The following is a 19370-nucleotide window of genomic DNA, read 5'->3' on the forward strand; positions in this document are numbered from 1 at the left end:
CCCCGGCCGGGACCCCAGTCCCGTCATGCCGTCGGCGCGCAGGCCCCCGGCGCCTCCCGCTCACCGCCCCGCATCCGCCCCCCGGCGCTCACATCCGGCTCTCCGTCTCCCACCGCTCCGGTCCCAGCCCGCGCCAGTCGATCAGCGGCGAGTCCGCCACGTCCTCCGGTTCCAGATCCAGGCCCGCCCGGCGCAGGAACTCCACCAGATCGCGGACATTGTGCGCGAGGCCCAGGATCTCGCCGTTCACCCGGACCCGGCGACCACCGGTCGGGGACGGAAGCTGCACGGTGACGGGACGTTTGCCGGACATGCCCCCAGGATCGGCCGCGCGGCCCGCCCCCGCACGTGGAGCGCGGTTCGGCCGGTGCCGTGGGGGCACCCGACGTGGTGACCGTGGAGACAGGTGACTTCCAGGAGGCGGCCGTGGCGGTTCGGCATCGGATGATCAAGGCCGTTCCGGCCCGCGTGTGGGAGGTGCTGAGCGATCCGCGCCGTTACGCGGACTGGGTCGTCGGCACCGCGAAGTCCCGCCCCCGCGCCGGACAGTGGCCGCAGAAGGGCGCCTCGCTGGCCTACGAGATCCGGCTCGGCCCCCTCCGCGTCGCCAACGAAACGGTCGTACGGCGCTTCCGCGAGGGTTCCGTCCTGGAGCTGGAGGCCCACGCGGGCGCCCTCGGCACCGCCCGAATCTCCATCGAGGTACGGGAGTGGGGCGAACACAGCCTCGTCATCGTGGACGAGCACCCGTTGCGGGGTGCCGGGGGCGCCCTGCACAACGTGGGGTTCGAGGCCCTGATCCAGCTCCGGCACCGCGCCATGCTGGCCCGGCTCGCCGAGGTCTGCGAAGCTCCGGCCGACGAGGCGTCCGCGCCGCGCTCCCACCGGGGCGCGCCCGGCCCGGGAGCCTCCCGCGCGTGAAGCGGGGTCCGCAGGTCGCGTGCGGGACCAACGCGGCCCGCGCCGCGCGGCCCGGCCAGGCCGCGCGGACCCGCAACCCCCCCTCGCCCCGCCGCTGCCCCGCCGGGGCCTCCCCGACCGGCCGCGCGCTCGGGTGCCGCCCGCCGGGAGTCACCCCGGCTCCCTCTCCACGCGTCACCCGTACGGCACGCTCACGGCGGCCCACGCCGGGTACCCGCGTCACCGTACGAGAGGCGGGTCGTCCGCGACGTGCGGGATCGCCCGGCGTGCGAGAGGGAGCGCGGAATGAGCGACCAGAACGGCCACCGGGACGGACCCGACCAGGCGCACCGGCGCCCCGAAGGGGTGGATGACACCACGGTGGAGGCGCTGGGCGCGCTCTCCAAGGCGCTGGAGACCACCGAGCGGGCGCGCGGCCACCTCTACGCCTTCCACCAGCTCACCGGCGGCGCCGACCGGGAACTGGACCGTGCCGTCCGGCTGCTCCACGAGGCGGGACACCACACGTGGGCCGACCGCCTGCGCTCCGAGATCGTCGGCCGCAACGTCATCCCCGGCCACTGGACCTACCAGATCGTCGAGGCGTACAACCGCACGTACTACCGCCCCTTCCAGGACTTCGAGCGGGCCGCCCTCACGGCGCTCGCCGACGGCCGCGACCACCTCTACGAGGCCGAGTTGAAGGAGGCCCGCCGCACCGTCGGGCACCCCGACCACACCGCGCTCCCGCCGGGGCCGGGGGCGCCTCCGCAGGAAACGTGAAGTACCGCTCAGGAAAAGGGAGTTGAGCGCGATGGGTGAGAAGAAGAAGGGCGCCGCGTCCGGTAAGCGGCTCGCCAAGGGGGACGAGGTGACCTGGAAGAGTCACGGCAGCACTGCAGAGGGCGAGGTCGAACGCAGGATCACCGGGCGGACCGAGGCCGCCGGGCGGACGGTGGACGCCTCACCGGACGACCCGCAGTACGAGGTCCGCAGCGAGAAGTCCGGCCGCACCGCCGTCCACAAGCGGTCCGCGCTCCGGCGGAAGTGAACTCCGCCGGAGGTCAGACCTCGCGCCAGCGGGCGTTGCACCACGAGAACACACCGAACGCGGCCAGACCCAGCGCGATCAGGGCGAGCAGCCAGGGCCCGGCGGGCAGGTCGCGGAAGGAGCGCAGGGTGTCGTCCATGCCGGTGGCCTTGTCCGGGTCGAGCCGTACGGCGGCGACCACCGCGAACACCCCGGCCGTGGCGAACACCAGCCCACGGGCCGTACCGCCCGCGACCCCGAAGACGTCCGTGAACCGCTGGGCGGCGGGGGACATCGAGCCGGTGCGCAGATGCTTGCGGAACTTGCGGAGTATCGCGCGGACCGCGATCCAGCCGCCCGCCACCACCACGCCGACACCGGCGACCGCGACGAGCCACTGCCCGGCCGGCCACTTCATCACCATCGCCGTCACGTCGTGCGTCTGCCGGTCCGAGGAGCCGCTGCCGCTGCCTTTGTCACCGGCCGCGAACGACAGCACGGAGTACGACACGAAGGCGTAGAACACGCAACGGGCGGCGGCCATCGCGCGCTTCGACGCCTTTCCGCCGTCCTCTCCGGCGCTGCCGAAGAGTGCCTCCGACAGTCGCCACAGCGCCATCCCGGCGAGCGCGAGGCCCACCGCCCAGAGCAGCACCGCGCCGAACGGCTTCTCGGCCAGTTCACCGAGGGCGCCGCCCCGGTCCGCCTGTTTGCCGCCGGAGTCGCCCCCGAAGGCCATCTGGAGGGCGATGACGCCGACCAGGACGTATATCAGGCCGCGTGCCGCGAATCCCGCGCGGGCCGCCGCCGACACCGCCGTACTGTCGGCCGCGCGCCTGGCCTGTCCGCTGCCCGTCCGTGCCATCGACTGTGCGTTCATATCAGCCCGGTGCCCCTGAACCCGGCGCCGACACCTGTGCGCACGCATGGGCCCGCCGTGTCCCCGCCGGGGCCGCACAGGAGCGGCCGGGCCGTTTCCGGGTACCCGCGCACGCGAGGTGAGTACGGCTGCTCATGCCGTGACCGCCCGGACGCGCGACCGTGGAGCCGTGGGCGAGGGCCCACGGCGATCGACCCAACAGACTCGGAGGACGGACATGGCGGACACCGGCGGAACGCACACCACGGCGGGCACGGCGATACGGGGGTGGCTGCTGAACCCGGTGGCGCTGGCCTACCTGGCGCTGGTGGCCGTCGTCCTGGTGTGGGTCGGCGTGGACACCCTGTTCGTCGCGCACGAGGACGCGAGCTTCGCGGGTATCTGGGCGTTCGTCGTCACCGGGCCCACCTCCTGGCTGTTCGTCGCGCTGCCGGACCCGCTTCCGGTTGTCGGGCTCGTCATCGGCGCGCTGGTGCAGGCCGCCGCGCTCGGCGCGCTGTACCGGTGGCTGCACGGCCGGTCGGTCCGCCAGCACCGCACGGGCCCGCACGGCGCCTGACCGGCGGGGCTGGGACGGAGGGGAGTCCGACGACAGGCCCTAGCGTGCGGTGCCGAAGTCCTGCGTCCAGTAGTCGCCCGGCTGGGACAGGCCGACGCCGATCTCGCGGAACGAGCAGTTGAGGATGTTGGCCCGGTGGCCGGAGCTGGCCATCCAGCCCGCCATCACCTGCTCCGGGGTGGAGTAGCCGTAGGCGACGTTCTCGCCGTAGGCGCTCCAGGTGTACCCGGCGGCGGTGATGCGGGCGCCCGGGTCGGAGCCGTCCGAGCCGGTGTGGGACATCGTCGCGTGGGACGCCATGTCGGCGCTGTGCTCCTGTGCCGCCTCGGTGAGTTCCGCGTTCAGCGTCAGCGCCGGGCAACCCACCTTCGCCCGCTCGGAGTTGACCAGCGACACGATCCGCGCGGCGAACCCGGAGGCGGAGTCGGCGGTGGCGGTCGCGGTGGCCTCCGGGGTGGCGGCCGGGGCGCTCGGGGAGGGGAGCGTCACCGAGGCGGACACCTCGGCGCGCGGGACGGTGCCGTGCGAGGGGATGGAGCGAGGCGACGGCACGGACGTGGCCTTCGGGCCGTGCTGCCGGGGGTGGGAGGGGTGGTGCCGGTACTTCGGCGGGGTGGTGCTCGGGCGGTGGCCCGGCGTGGCGCTCGACGGGCGCGGGGACGCGGAGGCGGTGGTGGCACCCGCGTAGGGGCGGATCAGCCGGTTCGACCCGCTCAGGTCGCCGGTGAGCCGGGCGGCGTCCGCCGGGTGCGTCGTACCCCGGCTCCACGGCACGCCGTTCCCCCAGTCCACGCAGGCCACGGCGGCGGTCGGGATGCCGACCGCGCCCACCGCGACGGCGGCTATGACCATCCGCCGGTAGTGCTGCTGCTTGCGATGCTTCGCCATGCGTGACCTCACCGGTAGTCGCCGCCGGGCACGCCGCTCGCACGTCGGACCCCACGGTGGCTCCGCGCCTGAACCGCGGAGACCGCCTGCGGTTCGTCATTCTTGGAAAGGTGCCCCGCGCCACGCAAAGGGCCTACGTACTATCCCGCTTCGTAGACCATCGGCGCCCGATTCGGCGGTGCGCGGGTACCGTCGCCCCGGTCGGCGTACGGGGCGGTTCGCTGTCGTCCCGTCAGGAGCCGCCGGGCGCACGGCGAAGCGGGTGCGGGCAGGGCCGGGGCGGCGGGGGAGTGGTGCGGGACGGCACAGTCCCGCACCAAGACGGACAAATCATCTTTATGATCCACACGCTCGTCTACTAAGCGACCCGAACAGGTACGTGCGGGCGCGTGACGCACGTCACGGAACCAACCGCTCCGAGACGGCGTCCGGAGCGGTTCCGCGGTGCCGGGCGGCCCGGCTCAGGCGTGTTCGGGTGTGTCCGTCACCAGCGGCAGCGCGAGGTGGGCCAGGTCGGGGGGCGGCGGCGAACTCAGAGCCCACAGGGGGGCCGCCTCGCCGTCCGCGACGGCCGCGGGCGCGTCCGTCAGGTTCATCCGCTCGCGCAGCCGCCCGTAGAAGTCCATCGGCCCGAGCCGTACCGCCTTCAGCTTGCGCGGGGCCGCGTACACCCCGATCCAGTCGCCGGGGTTCAGCACCCCGCGCACCTGCCCGTCGATGCTGACGGCCGCCCGCCCCGAGCGCTCCAGCACCCGCAGCCCGATCGGCTCGTCCGGCGCGGCCACCACCGACCGGTTGAACGCCATGTGCGGCGCCACCGGCGTGAACACCAGCCCTTCCACACGCGGCGAGACCACCGGCCCGCCCGCCGCGAAGCTGTACGCGGTCGAACCGGTCGGGGTGGCCACCATCAGCGCGTCGGCCGAGTACGACGCCAGCAGGCGGCCCGCGAGATAGACGCCGACCGACACCTGGCGGTCACGGGCCAGCTTCTCCAGCACCACGTCGTTGAGCGCCGTCACGTTCAGCGCCACGCCCCAGTCGTCGCCCTTCGCGCAGTCCCCGCGCACGGCGGGCGGCGGCAGCATGGGACCGCGCCCGTAGCGCACCATCGCCTCCATCTCCTCCGGCACCTCAAGGAGGCGCGAGGCGCGCATGGTGAGCAGCATGCGGTGCTCGACGTTGATCTCGCCGTCCCGCACGGCGTCCAGCGCCGCACGCACGCAGGTCGCGGGCACCTCGGTGAGGAAGCCGACCCGGCCCAGGTCCACGCCCAGCACCAGGGCGTCGTTCTCGGCGGCGAGCCGGGCCCCGCGCAGGAACGTGCCGTCCCCGCCGAGGGTGACGATGAGGTCCGGGTCGGCGGCGGCGGACAGTTCCTCGCGCGCGCTGTGCCGGGCGCCCTCCTGCCACACGTCGATGTCGGCGCAGCCCACGGAGTGCTCGGCGCACCACTCACGCACGGCCCGTGCCGCGGCCACCGCCTCCGGGCGACCTCCGTGCACGACCAGCCCGATCCGCTCCACCGTCATACCCGCCTCCCAGCCGGTCCGCCCGCGCCCGCCCACCGGGCCGCGCCGTCCGCACCACAGTCCATCCGTACCCCAGGCACGCCGCCCCCGCAGTCCGGGGGCGAGGGGGCGAGCATCGGATGCCCCGAGGGGCCGTGGACCAAAACGCCGCCCCGGCCCACCGGTGCCGGGGCCACGGGGGACGGCGCGGCGTACGAGGCGCAACGGGTCGGGGACGCGGGAGGCGGACCCGAGCGCATCGGCGGAACCCCGCGTGTCCGGCGTCGGCGTGGTGCTCACCCGCACTGTCCGGCCGGGTCCTTCGACCTCGGCGCCTTCAAGTGGACGTCGTTCCTCGCCCAGTTCGGCGTCGTCGCGGACGGCCGGATCGGCTGGGCCGGCCGTTCGTCCTCGGCGCTGCTGTGCCGGTGGCCGACCCGCCCGCTCGACATCGCCGCCGGACAGCGGCTCGGTTCGCGGAGGCGGAGGTGGAGGCGGCGGAAACCGAACGGGCCGCGCACGCGCGCCGCGAGCGCGAACATGTGAGGAAAACGTGAAGCCGCACGTCGTGTTGTGACACATCCCTCGCGCACCCCCCTTGTGGCCGTCCGGACGGTGCGGCCCGCTTTTCCTCGAACTAGTCTCCGAAGAACTGTTATCGGGGGCTCGCCATGTGGTCTCCCAGGTGTCGGCCGGAGATGTACGAGGACTTCGAGGACAGGGACGCGAGAGATGAGCACAGAGCACACGCCGGACCCCGCGCAGTTGGTGACCGCCGCACGGGACGGCGACCCGAGCGCGCAGGACGCGCTGGTCGGCATGTACCTCCCGCTGGTCTACAACATCGTGGGGCGTGCTCTGAACGGCTCCCTCGACGTGGACGACGTGGTGCAGGAGACGATGCTCCGCGCCCTCGGCGGACTCGGCGGACTGCGCAGCCCCGACAGCTTCCGGCCCTGGCTGGTGTCGATCGCCATGAACCAGGTCCGCACCCACTGGCAGGACCGCGGGACCGTCACCGGGGGAGTGGAGGAGGCCGCCGAACTCGCCGATCCCGGCGGCGACTTCGTTGATCTCACCCTCGTACGGCTCCAGTTGTCCGGGCAGCGGCAGGAGACCGCGCTCGCCACCCGCTGGCTGGAACCGGAGGACCGGGCCCTGCTGTCGCTGTGGTGGCTGGAGTGCGCCGGGGAGCTGACCCGCGCCGAGGTGGCCGCCGCCCTCGAACTCTCCCCGCAGCACACGGCCGTCCGGGTGCAGCGGATGAAGGCACAGCTGGAGGCGGCCCGAGTGTTGGTCCGGGCGCTCGCCGCGCCGCCCTGCGAGGAGTTGCGGGGCGTGCTGGCCACCTGGGACGGGCGCCCCTCGGCGCTGTGGCGCAAGCGCATAGCCCGGCACGCGCGCGCATGCGTGCGCTGCTCCGGACTCTGGAGCGGACTCGTGCCCGCCGAAGGGCTGCTCGCGGGGCTCGCACTCGTCGGTGTCTCGGCGGGGCTCGCGGAGTCGCTGCGCGCGGGCACCACCACGGCCATGACCCCGGTGGCGGCCGTCTCCCACGGGGAGAGCGGCCCGGACGCATCCGGCACGGCGCCGGGCCGGGCCGCGGCCCGGCGCCGTGCCGGGCGCGCGCCGTCCCGCGGGGAGGCCCGCAGGCGCCGACGGGTGCGCCGACGGGCCGTCGGCGGAGCGGTCGTCGCGGCCTGCGTGGTCGGCGGCGGACTCTGGTACCTCGGCCCGGACACCGGCGGCGGCGACGGGGCGACCGCGACCGCGCGGGCCTCCGGCGATCCGGTCGCCGACCTGTCGGAGCGGAGCCCGGCGGAGCCGTCCGCACCCACGTCCGGCTCCCCCAGCGCTTCCGCCTCCGCCTCCGCGTCGGCTCCCGCGAGCGCCTCGGCCTCCGTGTCGCCCTCCGCGTCGAAGAAGGCAGCGGCCGGGAAACCGCCGACGGTGGGGAAGAAGGCCCCGGAGACCCGCGAGGCGCCCGCACCGCCGGTACGCACCACGCCGACCGCTCCCGCCACCCGCGCCGTCGCAACGGGGACCGTCGCCCAGGTCGTCGCACTCGTCAACAAGGAGCGCTCCAAGGCCGGTTGCGGGCCGGTAGCCGAGAACGCGGACCTGGACCAGGCCGCGCGGGGACACTCCGACGACATGGCCGCCCGGAACTTCTTCGAGCACTCCAACCCCGACGGAGCCGACCCCGGCAAGCGGATCACGGCCGCCGGATACCGCTGGTCCACCTACGGGGAGAACATCGCCAAGGGGCAGCCGACACCGGCGTCCGTGATGGATTCCTGGATGAACAGCCCCGGCCACCGCGCGAACATCCTCAACTGCTCGTTCAAGGAAATCGGCGTGGGCGTGCACAACGGCGGCTCCGGCGGCCCCTGGTGGACCCAGGATTTCGGCGCCCGGCTGTGATCTCCCACCGCGTGATCTCCCGCCGTGTGATCCCGCACCGAACGCGGGACTGATCTCTCACGGAAAGACGACGTGGCCGTGGTCACCGGGCTTGTCCCGGTGACCACGGCCACGACCGTGTTCGTACGGTGCGGCGATCACCAATAGTGACGCCGTCCGGCGACCGCGTGCCCCATCGAGCCCATGATCCACAGTACGGCGCCCACCACGAGAAGAATGACGCCGATGGTCCAGAGAATCGAAATGCCGGTCAGAAAACCGACGACGAGCAGAATGATGCCGAGGGCGATCATCTTTGCCTCCTGCTGGTAGCAGCATTCCTGTACCTCCGAGTGCCCCGGAACGAAGAAATATCCCCTCCCGGCCGAAGAAAAGATTTCAGCGGCCTTCCCTGGTCCCACAGGGCGGGCGCGCCGGGCAGCGGGTGCGGCATCGGGGCGTGGGCGTGCGGAAGCAACAAATCACCACACAACCAAAACTTTGAATCCCTCGGAAGTAACAAATCTTGACGCGCACCGTCATGGTCCGTACCTTCCGCAGCGGTCCGGACGAAATCCAACCCGGTTCTCGCACACACCAGTTGCCCAGCACGTCCCGTCCTTCGAGGAGCAGACGATGCGCGGAAAGAGATCCGTCCCAGCAGTTCTCGTACTCCTGTTCGGTGCCCTGGTCGGTCTGACCGGCACCTCCGAGGCCGCCGGCTCCCTGCCGTGCGACATCTACGGCGCCGCGGGCACCCCCTGTGTCGCCGCGCACAGCTCCACCCGCGCCCTGTTCGGCGCGTACGACGGCCCGCTCTACCAGGTCACCCGCGCCTCCGACGGCGCGAGCCGGAACATCGGGGTCCTCACGGCCGGGGGCTACGCGGACGCCGCGAGCCAGGACACCTTCTGCGCCGCGACCACCTGCCGCATCAGCAAGGTGTACGACCAGACCAGCCGCCACAACGACCTCACCCCCGGCCCGGCGGGCACCGCGGGCATGGGCGCCGACCGGGGGGCCGACGCGAGCGAGATCGCGGTCACCGCGGGCGGCCACAAGGTCTACGGCATCTGGATCTCGCCCGGCGTCGGCTACCGCTACACCGGCGCCGCCTCCGGGGTCGCGGTAGACGGTCGGCCCGAGGGCGTCTACATGGTGGCCAGCGGCACTCACGTCGGCTCCGCCTGCTGCTTCGACTACGGCAACGCCGAGCGCACGCCCGCCGACACCGGCAACGGACACATGGACGCCGTCAGTATCGCCACCACCTGCTACTTCGCACCCTGCACCGGCAACGGTCCGTGGGTCGAGGCCGACCTGGAGAACGGCATGTTCCAGGGCGACAACGGCTCCAACCCCGACAACCGGGGCAACGGCACGCCGTTCGTCACCGCCGTGCTGAAGAACGACGGCCAGAGTCGGTACGCCCTCAAGGGCGGCGACTCCCGTTCCGGGTCACTGACCACCTGGTGGGACGGCGCGCTGCCGAGCCGGGGCGGCTACCGGCCGATGCGGCAGGAGGGCGGCATCATCCTGGGCACCGGCGGCGACAACAGCAACTGGAACATGGGCACCTTCTTCGAGGGCGTGATGGTCGCCGGGTATCCGACCGACGCGGCCGAGAACGCGGTGCAGAGCAACATCGTCTCGGTCGGCTACGCGGGCCAGACCAACGTGCCGAACGGCCCCCAGGGCACCATCGGCGGCCCCGGCGGCACCTGCGTGGACGTGGCCGCCGACGACACCGGGGTCAACGGCACCGCAGTACAGCTCTGGGGCTGCCAGAACTACGCGGAGGACCAGCACTGGACGCACATGGCAAACGGTTCCCTCGTCACCATCGGCCGTTGCCTCGACATCGAGAACAACGGCACGGTGAACGGGGCGCGGGTCGAGCTGTGGGACTGCAACGGAGTCGGCGGGCAGAAGTGGGTTCAGCAGGCGGACGGTTCGCTGGTGAACCCGCAGTCCGGGCGCTGTCTCGACGCGCCGAGCGGTGCCACGGCCAACGGGACCCGGCTGCGGATCTGGGACTGCAACGGCTCCTCGGCGCAGAAGTTCGCCGTCAACGGTGGTGCCCCGGTCGCCTCGCCCGGCGGCACGTGCGTGGACGTGGCCGCCGACGACAGCGGCGTCAACGGCACCGCCGTGCAGCTCTGGGGCTGCCAGTCCTGGGCCGTTGACCAGCACTGGTTCCACCGCACCGACAACTCCCTGAGCACACTCGGCCGTTGCCTCGACGTCGAGAACAACGGCACGGTGAACGGGGCGCAGGTCGAATTGTGGGACTGCAACGGGGTGGGCGGGCAGAAGTGGGTTCAGCAGGCGGACGGTTCGCTGGTGAACCCGCAGTCCGGGCGCTGTCTCGACGCGCCGAGCGGTGCCACGGCCAACGGGACGCGGCTGCGGATCTGGGACTGCAACGGCTCCTCGGCGCAGAAGTTCCGGCTCGGCTGAGAGCGGCACCCCGGCCCGCCGTCCCGTCGGTCGGGCCGACCCGTACCACCCGCATCACAGGTGCGGCACATCCGTGCCCCACCCCGCGCGCTCGGTGAGCGTTCCAAGAAGTTCGGTCCCCGATGTTGACGCCGGGGTGGGGCCGCCGCAGATTACTTCTCGGTAGCCCCATCCGGCAGCCCGCTTGTGCCGACGGCACCGCCCGCCCCTCTCGTCAGAGCCGCCGAGAAGAGAGACCGCCCATGCCCCCACGCGTGTTGACTCGTGTCATGGCCGCGACAGCAGCCGTCACCGGTGCCTTCGCCCTCACCCTGGCCGGTACCCCCGCCCACGCCTCCACGCCCCTCGACTACACCGCCCTGGGCGACAGTTACAGCGCCGGGTCCGGCGTGCTCCCCGTGGACCCGTCCAACCTGCTCTGTCTGCGCTCCACCGTGAACTACCCGCACGTCCTCGCCGCCCGCACCGGCGCCCGGCTCACCGACGTGAGCTGCGGGGCCGCCGACACCGGGGACGTGACCGGCAGCCAGTACCCCGGCACCGCACCGCAGTTGGACGCGGTGAAGGCGGACACCGACCTCGTCACCATGACCCTCGGCGGCAACGACAACAGCACCTTCCTGAGCGCCATCCTGTCCTGCGGCGCGGCGGGCGTGCTCGGTGCCGGACAGGGCAGCCCCTGCAAGGACAAGTACGGCGACTCGTTCGACGCGGCCATCGACGCCACCACCTACCCGGCGCTGAAGTCCGTCCTCCAGGCGGTGCGCGCCAAGGCCCCGCACGCACGGGTCGCGGTGCTCGGCTACCCGTGGATACTGCCCGCCAGGGGAAGCCTGTCCTGCTTCCTGAAGCTGCCGATCGCCGCCGGGGACGTGCCCTATCTGCGCGCCCTCCAGGCCCATCTCAACGCCGTGGTCCAGCGCGCGGCGGCGGAGACCGGCGCCACCTACGTGGACTTCACCGCCGCCTCCGAGGGGCACGACGCCTGCCAGCCGTCCGGCACCCGCTGGATCGAGCCGCTGCTGTTCGGCACGAACGTCGTGCCGGTGCACCCCAACGCCCTCGGGGAGCGGCGCATGGCGGAACAGGCGATGGACGTGCTCGGCCTCGGCTGAACCGGGACCGCCGGACAGATCAGGGGCGCGGGAGCCGGTCGAGCAGCGCGGTCGTCTCCCGCTCCACTAACTCCCACGCATCGCTGGGGAGTTCACCGAGCAGCGTTTCCCGCAGCGCCTCCAGGACCGTGCCGGTGCCCGCCGCGCCCGGCACGGTCCCGCTGAGCACGTCGTACCCCTCGCGCACCGCGACCCGTACGAGCCGCCCGTCGCCGTCGCCGTCGCCGTCGCCGTCGTGCACGGCGAGCGCGATCACGCGCGGGGGCGGGCCGCCCGCCGGTGCGGGGAGTTTGCGGTAGGCGCTGGCGACCGGGTCGCGCCAGCGCAGCGCGAGCAGCAGCGGCCGTTTGGCGACGACCTCGGACAGCTCCGCCTCGTGCGTCCCCTCCGGGCCGAGCACCGTGGCGCGGGCGTCCAGGACCAGCGCGGGCGGCAGCAGACAGCGCAGCGAGCTGCCCACCACGTTCCCGCCGACCGTGGCCGTCCGCCGTACCGCGCCCGTGCCGATCGTGGCGGCGGCCAGCCGCAGCACGTCCGGGACCGCGTCGGACATCCGGTTCAGCACGACCGCCGAGCCCAGCACCCCGGCCCCGACCTCGTTCGCCTCCGGGACACCGCGCAGCGACATGGCGAGCGCGGGGAAGCCGTCCCGCTGCCACTCGGCCCACACCAGGGTCGCGCCGCCGACCGGTACGGCTCCCTCGGCCAGGCACTCCCGAGCCTCGGACACGGAGGTGGGCAGTCGCAGCAGCATGGAGCGGACCTGCTTCCTGGAGAGTCGAGCGACGGGCCGTCCCGGCCGGGCGTCCGTCCACCGGCAGGGCGCATTCTCGTCGTACGAACGGGGGCGCACACAGGGCTCACCTGAGCACGACCAGGGCCGGAGCCGACGACCGCCGCCCGCTCGTCCGTCACACGAGCCCCACGCATCCGCCACACAGGTGAGGCACTCGTCACGTGGGGCGTCACGCGTGAAGGCGGGAACGGCTGGATAGACGCCCCCCGGCAGAAAGGACGGTTCATGGCTATCGGCGAGACCGCGCACCACGAGGACGAGACACCCGACCGCGAGGCGGTCAGACGGCACCCCACGCTGTTCCGGGCCGTACGCCGACGCCGCAACCCACCGTTGCGGCGCACGGACATCACGGTCACCGACGAGCGCGCGGTGAAGCGCGCCGTGAAGGCCGCCGCCCTGGGCAACGCGATGGAGTGGTTCGACTTCGGGATCTACAGCTACCTCGCGGTCACGATCGGCCACGTCTTCTTCCCGTCCGGGAACGGCACCGTGCAGCTGCTGGCGTCGTTCGCCACCTTCGCCGTGTCGTTCCTGGTGCGTCCGCTCGGCGGGTTCGTGTTCGGCCCGATGGGCGACCGCGTCGGCCGCAAGGCGGTCCTCGCGCTGACCATGATCCTGATGGCCATCGGCACCTTCGCCATCGGCCTGATCCCGTCCTACGCGACCATCGGTTTCTGGGCGCCCGCCCTGCTGATCCTCTTCCGGCTGGTGCAGGGCTTCTCCACCGGCGGCGAGTACGGCGGCGCCTCCACCTTCATCGCGGAGTACGCCCCCGACCGGCGGCGCGGCTACTTCGGCAGCTTCCTGGAGCTGGGCACGCTCGCCGGTTACGTCGGCGCCGCCGGTCTGGTGACCGCGCTGACGGCGGGGCTGGGCAGCTCCGGCATGGAGTCCTGGGGCTGGCGGGTGCCGTTCCTGGTCGCCGGGCCCATCGGCCTGGTCGGCCTCTACCTGCGGCTGAAACTGGACGAGACCCCGGCCTTCCAGCGCCTGGAGGACGAGTCCGCGCACCGCGCCACCGACGCGGCCTCCGCCGTGGAGACCACCGCACGCGGCGACCTCCGACGGATCTTCCGCGAGCAGTGGCCCACCCTGGTGCTGTGCATCTGTCTGGTCGGTGCGTACAACATCGCGGACTACATGCTGCTGTCGTACATGCCGACGTACCTCTCCGACGAACTGCACTACTCGGAGACCAGCGGGCTGCTCATCCTGATCATCACGATGGTCGTGCTGATGCTGCTGATCAACCAGGTCGGCCGCCTCTCCGACCGGTTCGGCCGCAAGCCGCTGCTGATGGCCGGGATGCTCGGCTTCCTGGTCCTGTCGCTCCCGTCCTTCCTGCTGGTCGGCATGGGCGGCGTCCTGCCGGTCTCGGCCGGGATGCTGATGCTCGGGCTCTCCCTGGTCTGCCTGCTGGGCACCATGTCGGCGGCGCTGCCCGCGCTCTTCCCGACCCAGGTCCGCTACGGCTCCCTGTCCATCGGCTACAACCTCTCCGCGTCCCTGTTCGGCGGTACGACCCCGCTGGTGATCACCGCGCTGATCTCCGTGACCGGCACCGATCTGATGCCCGCGTACTACGCGATGGGCGCCGCCCTGGTCGGTGTGATCGCGGTGGCCTGCATGAAGGAGACCGCCCGCCGTCCGCTGGACGGCTCCCCGCCCGCCGTCGCCACCCCCGAGGAGGCGGCCGAACTGGTCGAGAGCCAGGCCCACTCGCCCCGGTTCTGACCCCGGTACCGACACCGCCGCCGCCCCGCCGCCCGCCCGGGGCCGCGGGGCGGCGTGAGCGTCCTGCCCAGGCGTGACACCCTGGGGAGAGGCGGAGGTGTTCGTACCAACGGTGGTGCGCATCGGTCGCCCGGACAGGTGGTGCGGGATGGACTGGCGGGAGTACGCCGAAGGGATGGCCGAGCTGGCCCGGACCCTGCTGGAGCGGCGCTCGGTCGAGGACACCCTGGCGGAGATCGCGCGGGCCGCGGTGCGCCTGGTGGACGGGTGCGAGGAGGCGGGCATCCTCGCCGTCAACAAGGGCCGCTCGGTCACTCTGGCCGCCACCGGCGAGCTGGTCCGCGAGAGCGACCGCATCCAGGGCGAGCTGAGCGAGGGCCCCTGCTACGACCTGGCCCGCAGCAGCAACACCGACCGGGTGTACCGCATCCCCGACATGGCCGACCCGCAGCCCACCTGGGAGCAGTTCGCCGTGGGCGCCCGGAGCCTCGGCATCGGGAGCATGACCGGCGTGCTGCTCTACACCGACAAGGAGGACTTCGGGGCGCTCAACCTCTACTCCTCCCGGCCCAAGGCGTTCGGCGAGGAGATCGAGACCGCCGGGTGGCTGCTCGCCTCGCACGCCGCCGTCGCCCTCGCCAGCGCCCGCACCATCGACCAGCTGGAGCACGGCATGGAGAGCCGGCACGCCATCGGCGAGGCGATGGGCATGCTGATGGAACGGCACCGGATGACCGAGGACGACGCCTTCGACGTGCTGCGCCGCATCTCCCAGGAGCACAACATCAAGCTCCGGGACGTGGCCCAGCGCATCCGCAAGGACCGCCCCCAGCCGGGCGGCCCAGCGCATCCGTGAGGACCGCCCCCAGGGTCTGTCCGACCGGATTCCGTACGGGAGCGGGCCCCGGTGCTGTCACAGCACCGGGGCCCGCTCCCGTCGTATCCGCCCGTGTTACGCGCGGCCGGTGACCTCGGGCACGTTGTAGCCGTCCACCTTCAGGCCCGGACGGGACGCCTTGGCGTGCGCGGGCCAGGAGACGGTGACCGTGCGGGACTCGCCGGGCAGCAGCCACAGGTAGTTGTCGCCGTACTCGGCGGGCAGCACCCGGTCGCCGGAGCGGGTGTCCACCAGGGACAGCCGGACCATCGACGCCACCGACGCACCCCGGTTGGTGATCTTCGCGGTCAGTTCGTGCCGCCCGCCCGAGGTGCCGCGCACCCCGCCGACATCCACCGAGACCCTGGTCTGCCGCGCCTTGTTCAGCGCCTGCATGGCCTCCGGCGTCCTGTACCGCCAGTAGGTGTTCTCCGACAGCGTCCTGCCGTGCTCGTCGGCGAGGCGCAGCCGCAGCAGGTACAGGCCGGGCAGGGTGCCCTTCGGGTCGGCCTTGAACGCCTTCGCCGTGGCGGACGCGGCCACGTCCACCGTCGCCTTCTGCTCGGCGGCGACCTGGCGGCCGTCCAGGTCGTACCAGCGGGCGGTCACCGTCGCCCGGCGCAGCGCGCGCGGGGTGTGGTTCACCGCGACGACCTGCCCGTCCACCGGACTGGCCTGCACGTGCAGCGGCTCGGACGCCTTGCGGGAGCCGTAGTAGGCGCCGTTGACGTCGAAGTCGTAGTCGTAGGTCTGCCAGACCGTGCTGTACCAGGCCGGGTGGGACATCCACAGCAGCAGGGCGCTGGCGTCGTCCCACAGCTTGGCGTTCCACGCCTCGAACATGGCGCGGTGGTTCTCGTAGTTGAGGAACTGCGCCTTGCGGGCGAAGTCGTCCAGGTTCTTCGCGGTGCCGAGCCGGGACTCGATGGCCGCGCGGTAGTTCTGCGGGGCCTGGTTACCGCGCGTGCTCCAGTCGTGGTAGTACCAGGCGCCGCCGATGGGCCACTCCGGCTCGTCCCCGACCAGCTTGCGCAGCGTCTCGGCGGTGGACACCACCGGCATGCCGATCTCGGTGTGGAAGCCGTAGCTCTTGCTGCCGTACGTCGCCGCCGAGAAGTAGGTGTCCGGATCGACCCAGCCGTAGGGGCCGCCGCCGGTGATGATGCCGTCCGCCGAGTTGTTCTGGTAGAGGATGCCGGGCGCACCGGAGTGCACCGCGTCGCGCATGCCGTCGTCGATCGCGGCGGGCGGGTTGCCCTCGTTGGCCCCGCACCACACCACGACGCTCGGGTGGATGCGGTAGCGCAGCACCACGTCGCGGGCGGTGCCGTTGAACGCGTCGTGGTCCGGCGGGTCCATCCCCCAGGCGTTGGGGAAGTCGTTCCAGACCAGCAGGCCGTGCTCGTCGCAACTGGCGTAGAACTCCTCGCGGTTGCTGGAGCCGACCCAGTTGCGGATCATCGTGAAGTTCATGTCCCGGTGCATCCGCACGGCCGTGTCCATGCGCTCCCGCGGCATCCGGCGCAGGAGTTCGTCCCAGCCCCAGTTGCCGCCCCGGCAGAACACCCGCACCCCGTTGACGCTGATCTTCAGCGGCGCGATGGAGTTGTCCACCGACTTCACGTCACGCCAGTCGGTGCCGTTGTCGGAGACCTGGATGGTGTACGTCCGCCCGTACGCCTGCTCCCAGGTGATCGCCACCCGGTCGAAGCGCTGCGCGGAACCGAGGTCGAAGCGTATCCAGCTGTCGTCCTCGTAGACCGACGTCCAGCGGGTGTTGACGTCACCGTCCACCGCGTTGCCCGCGACCGTGCCCTCGCCCTCCGAGGAGGCGGTGGCCGGCTTCTTCAGCACCAGGTTGGTGCCCGGCCGGGCGCTGTCCACCACGGCCAGGTCCCACATGGAGAAGCCCCAGCCGGTGGCACGGGTGCGGAGGAAGACCCGCATGTACCGCGCGGTGACCGCGTCGAACTCGACGTTCTGCATGCTCGCCGAGCCCGAGGTGTTGAACGGCAGCGGCGCGGCGGCGTTGTCCACGTCCTTCACGCCGGTCCAGTCGGTGCCGTTCTCGGAGACCTGCACGGTGTACGTCCTGGCGTACGCCTGCTGCCAGTTGATCGACAGACGGTCGAAGGACTCCGAGGAACCGAGGTCCACCTGCACCCACTGCTCGTCCTGGAACGAGGACGACCAGCGGGTGTCGCCGTTGCCGTCGGTGACGTTGCCCGGACCGCGCGCGGGATCGTCGGAGGACGACGCGGTCGCCTTCTTCCCGAGCGCGAGGTCGTCACCGGGGGTGGCGCTGTTGAGGACCGACAGGCTCCACATCGAGGAGCCCCACTCGGTGGCGCGGGTGTGGCACAGCACCCGGACGTACCGCGCCTTCTGGCGGGCGAAGTCCACGGTCTGGGTGAAGATGTCGCTGCTCCACCGGAACGTCATCGGCACGGCGCCGTACTCGTAGCCGAACTGCCGGATGCCGAAGCGGGTGGTGCGCCGGTCGCTCTCGGTGCCGTCCACGGTCGCGGTGAGGGTGAGGTCGTGCAGGTTCGGCTCGCCGTAGCCGTTGGGCCACCACAGCTTCGGGTCGCGCAGCTTGAGCTGGGCGAACTCGGCCGGGGCGAAGGTGACATCGACGCTCTTGCCGCCCGGCACCGAGACGGTCCTGGTGACCTTGACCCGGTCGAACGCGGCGGTGACCGTGACGCGCTTGTCGGCCGTCCCGGCGTTGCGCACCGGGACCACCACGGTCAGCTCCGCCGTGGTCGTCGCGGGCAGCCCCGGCAGCAGGGTGTCCACACGCGGGTCCCCGATGACCGCGGCGCCGGTGGAGCGCAGCCGTACGTGGTTCCAGATACCGGCCGCGCGGTCGCGCACCGCGGGCATCCAGTCCCAGCCCGAAGAGGCCAGGTAGGTGGGGGAGTTGCGGTTCATCATGTTGGCGCCCGCGTCCACGAACGCCAGGCCCGCCGGGCCCTTGTCGGTCGGGCTGCCGGGGAACGGCACCGGGGTGATCTTCACCGCGACCGCCTGCCCACCGGACGCCAGCAGCTTCGTCACGTCGTACGAGGCGCGGGAGAACGGGTTGGAGAAGGCGCCGGCCTTGGTGCCGTTGAACCAGATCTCGGCCTCGTGGTTGACGCCGTCGAACTCCAGCCAGATGTGCCGCCCGGCACCGGTGCGCAGACCCCGGGGCAGCGCGAACTCGCGCCGGTACCACCAGGAGTGCCGGGACAGCGCCTCCGGGACGTGCAGGTTGTTGAACCCGGCGACCGGGTCGGGCAGATGACCCTGGTCCACCAGCGAGGTCAGCACCGTGCCGGGGACCGTCGCCGGGAGCCAGTCGCTGGTGTCGTGCGCGGCGCGGGAGAGGGCGGCGCCGTCGGCACCCGCCCAGTCGTCCATCGTCAGGTCCCAGCCCGACTCCAGCGGGACGGTGCCGTCGGCGGCGGTCCTGAGCGGCTGGGGGTGCCGGGTGCGGGTGCCCCAGTCGGTCCAGCCGGTGACCTCGGGGCGCCGGGTGCGGCAGGTGCCGTACACCTGGAGGCCGTTGAGGCCCAGCGGGTTGGAGTTCGACCGCTTGGTGACCGTCATCCGCACCCAGCGCGCGCTGACCGGCTTGGCGAGCGGGATCCGCACCTCGCCGCCCTTGCCGGAGTCCGTACGGTAGGCGGCCGTCCAGGACTTGCCGTCCTTGGAGGTCTCGATGACGTACGCGACCGCGCAACTGGACAGGATCTCCTGGCCGGTGGTCATGTCGCGGGGGCTGCCGGTGGGGGAGTCGGTGAAGGGCGGGTCGTCCGAGGTGGCCTCGAACACCAGGCGGACCGAGGACACTTCGCACAGCGCCTGGAGGTCCACCTTGATCCACTGCGGATCGCCCGCCGCGGCGCGCCAGCCGCTGCCCTTCACCCCGCGCACCGCGAGGCCGTCCACCGCGAACTCGGCGGGGGTCGGGGCGTAATCGGTCGAGGAGACCGAAACCGGCCGGTAGGCGGCGAGTTCGGCCGTGGAGGCGCCCTTGCCGGGCTGGCCGGTTCCGGCCGTGGCCACGGACGAGAGCGGCCCCATGCCGAGACCGAACCCGGCCAACAGGGTGGACCCCGTGGACAGTACGGTACGGCGTGAGGGCGCGGAGGACTGATCCGACATCGACAAGGCTCCGATCAGGGAGGACCAAGGAGGGTACGGCCGGGGGACCAGGCTGAATGACA

Annotated in this window: 17 protein-coding genes; 9 read left to right on the forward strand and 8 right to left on the reverse strand. The window is 72.3% G+C overall.

The features are described 5' to 3' along the window. Window positions 1-88: 88 nt before the first annotated feature. A complete protein-coding gene (locus KUM39_RS06760) occupies window positions 89-313 on the reverse strand; it encodes a hypothetical protein (protein WP_217784488.1) in 225 nt (74 codons plus the stop codon). A gap of 113 nt (window positions 314-426) precedes the next feature. On the opposite strand from KUM39_RS06760, the gene KUM39_RS06765 reads away from it, so the two are divergent. From KUM39_RS06765 to KUM39_RS06775, 3 genes are all read left to right on the forward strand, one after another. Then, window positions 427-921, forward strand: a complete 495-nt coding sequence (locus KUM39_RS06765) for an SRPBCC family protein (RefSeq protein ID WP_217784489.1) — start codon at window positions 427-429, stop codon at window positions 919-921. A gap of 285 nt (window positions 922-1206) precedes the next feature. After that, window positions 1207-1683: a hypothetical protein gene (locus KUM39_RS06770; protein WP_217784490.1), complete on the forward strand. Its 477-nt coding sequence runs from the start codon at window positions 1207-1209 to the stop codon at window positions 1681-1683. Between the two features lie 31 nt (window positions 1684-1714). After that, entirely contained in the window at window positions 1715-1951 is a 237-nt protein-coding gene (locus tag KUM39_RS06775; RefSeq protein ID WP_217784491.1) for a hypervirulence associated TUDOR domain-containing protein, read from the forward strand. A 13-nt stretch (window positions 1952-1964) separates the two neighbouring features. On the opposite strand, the gene KUM39_RS06780 is transcribed toward KUM39_RS06775, so the two are convergent. Next, on the reverse strand, window positions 1965-2810 hold the full coding sequence (locus KUM39_RS06780; RefSeq protein ID WP_217784492.1) for a DUF1206 domain-containing protein: 846 nt from the start codon (window positions 2808-2810) through the stop codon (window positions 1965-1967). A gap of 217 nt (window positions 2811-3027) precedes the next feature. Between KUM39_RS06780 and KUM39_RS06785 the strand changes: the two genes are divergently transcribed. Continuing rightward, a complete protein-coding gene (locus tag KUM39_RS06785; protein WP_217784493.1) occupies window positions 3028-3369 on the forward strand; it encodes an SCO4225 family membrane protein in 342 nt (113 codons plus the stop codon). A gap of 39 nt (window positions 3370-3408) precedes the next feature. Here the strand turns inward: KUM39_RS06785 and KUM39_RS06790 are convergent, their stop codons facing one another. The 3 genes from KUM39_RS06790 to KUM39_RS06800 all read right to left on the reverse strand — a co-directional run bounded on the left by KUM39_RS06790 (window position 3409) and on the right by KUM39_RS06800 (window position 6310). Then, a complete protein-coding gene (locus tag KUM39_RS06790) occupies window positions 3409-4257 on the reverse strand; it encodes a CAP domain-containing protein (RefSeq protein WP_217784494.1) in 849 nt (282 codons plus the stop codon). A gap of 461 nt (window positions 4258-4718) precedes the next feature. Next, on the reverse strand, window positions 4719-5789 hold the full coding sequence (locus tag KUM39_RS06795) for an NAD(+)/NADH kinase (RefSeq protein ID WP_217784495.1): 1071 nt from the start codon (window positions 5787-5789) through the stop codon (window positions 4719-4721). 275 nt (window positions 5790-6064) lie between these two features. Beyond that, window positions 6065-6310 (reverse strand): hypothetical protein, encoded by a 246-nt coding sequence (locus KUM39_RS06800; protein WP_217784496.1) that lies wholly within the window; start codon window positions 6308-6310, stop codon window positions 6065-6067. A 190-nt stretch (window positions 6311-6500) separates the two neighbouring features. Here KUM39_RS06800 and KUM39_RS06805 point away from each other — a divergent pair, with 190 nt between their 5' ends. Further along, the gene (locus KUM39_RS06805; protein WP_217784497.1) at window positions 6501-8192 is read left to right on the forward strand and encodes a sigma-70 family RNA polymerase sigma factor; all 1692 of its coding nucleotides are present in this window, start codon (window positions 6501-6503) and stop codon (window positions 8190-8192) included. Window positions 8193-8329: 137 nt separating this feature from the next. On the opposite strand, the gene KUM39_RS06810 is transcribed toward KUM39_RS06805, so the two are convergent. Further along, on the reverse strand, window positions 8330-8485 hold the full coding sequence (locus KUM39_RS06810) for a DUF6131 family protein (protein ID WP_217784498.1): 156 nt from the start codon (window positions 8483-8485) through the stop codon (window positions 8330-8332). A 322-nt stretch (window positions 8486-8807) separates the two neighbouring features. On the opposite strand from KUM39_RS06810, the gene KUM39_RS06815 reads away from it, so the two are divergent. Together KUM39_RS06815 and KUM39_RS06820 are read left to right on the forward strand one after the other, a co-directional pair. After that, window positions 8808-10631, forward strand: coding sequence for an arabinofuranosidase catalytic domain-containing protein (locus KUM39_RS06815; RefSeq protein ID WP_217784499.1), 1824 nt, complete (start codon window positions 8808-8810; stop codon window positions 10629-10631). Between the two features lie 242 nt (window positions 10632-10873). Further along, window positions 10874-11746 (forward strand): SGNH/GDSL hydrolase family protein, encoded by an 873-nt coding sequence (locus tag KUM39_RS06820; protein WP_217784500.1) that lies wholly within the window; start codon window positions 10874-10876, stop codon window positions 11744-11746. A 19-nt stretch (window positions 11747-11765) separates the two neighbouring features. On the opposite strand, the gene KUM39_RS06825 is transcribed toward KUM39_RS06820, so the two are convergent. Beyond that, the gene (locus KUM39_RS06825; RefSeq protein ID WP_217784501.1) at window positions 11766-12500 is read right to left on the reverse strand and encodes an FAD binding domain-containing protein; all 735 of its coding nucleotides are present in this window, start codon (window positions 12498-12500) and stop codon (window positions 11766-11768) included. A gap of 267 nt (window positions 12501-12767) precedes the next feature. Here KUM39_RS06825 and proP point away from each other — a divergent pair, with 267 nt between their 5' ends. Together proP and KUM39_RS06835 are read left to right on the forward strand one after the other, a co-directional pair. Next, a complete protein-coding gene (gene proP / locus KUM39_RS06830; protein ID WP_217784502.1) occupies window positions 12768-14279 on the forward strand; it encodes a glycine betaine/L-proline transporter ProP in 1512 nt (503 codons plus the stop codon). A 148-nt stretch (window positions 14280-14427) separates the two neighbouring features. Continuing rightward, window positions 14428-15135 (forward strand): GAF and ANTAR domain-containing protein, encoded by a 708-nt coding sequence (locus tag KUM39_RS06835; protein ID WP_217784503.1) that lies wholly within the window; start codon window positions 14428-14430, stop codon window positions 15133-15135. A 96-nt stretch (window positions 15136-15231) separates the two neighbouring features. On the opposite strand, the gene KUM39_RS06840 is transcribed toward KUM39_RS06835, so the two are convergent. Beyond that, the gene (locus KUM39_RS06840) at window positions 15232-19308 is read right to left on the reverse strand and encodes a discoidin domain-containing protein (RefSeq protein WP_217784504.1); all 4077 of its coding nucleotides are present in this window, start codon (window positions 19306-19308) and stop codon (window positions 15232-15234) included. Window positions 19309-19370 lie beyond the last annotated feature (62 nt).

Origin of the sequence: Streptomyces corallincola (assembly GCF_019104725.1) — a bacterium.
Lineage (GTDB): Bacteria > Actinomycetota > Actinomycetes > Streptomycetales > Streptomycetaceae > Streptomyces > Streptomyces corallincola.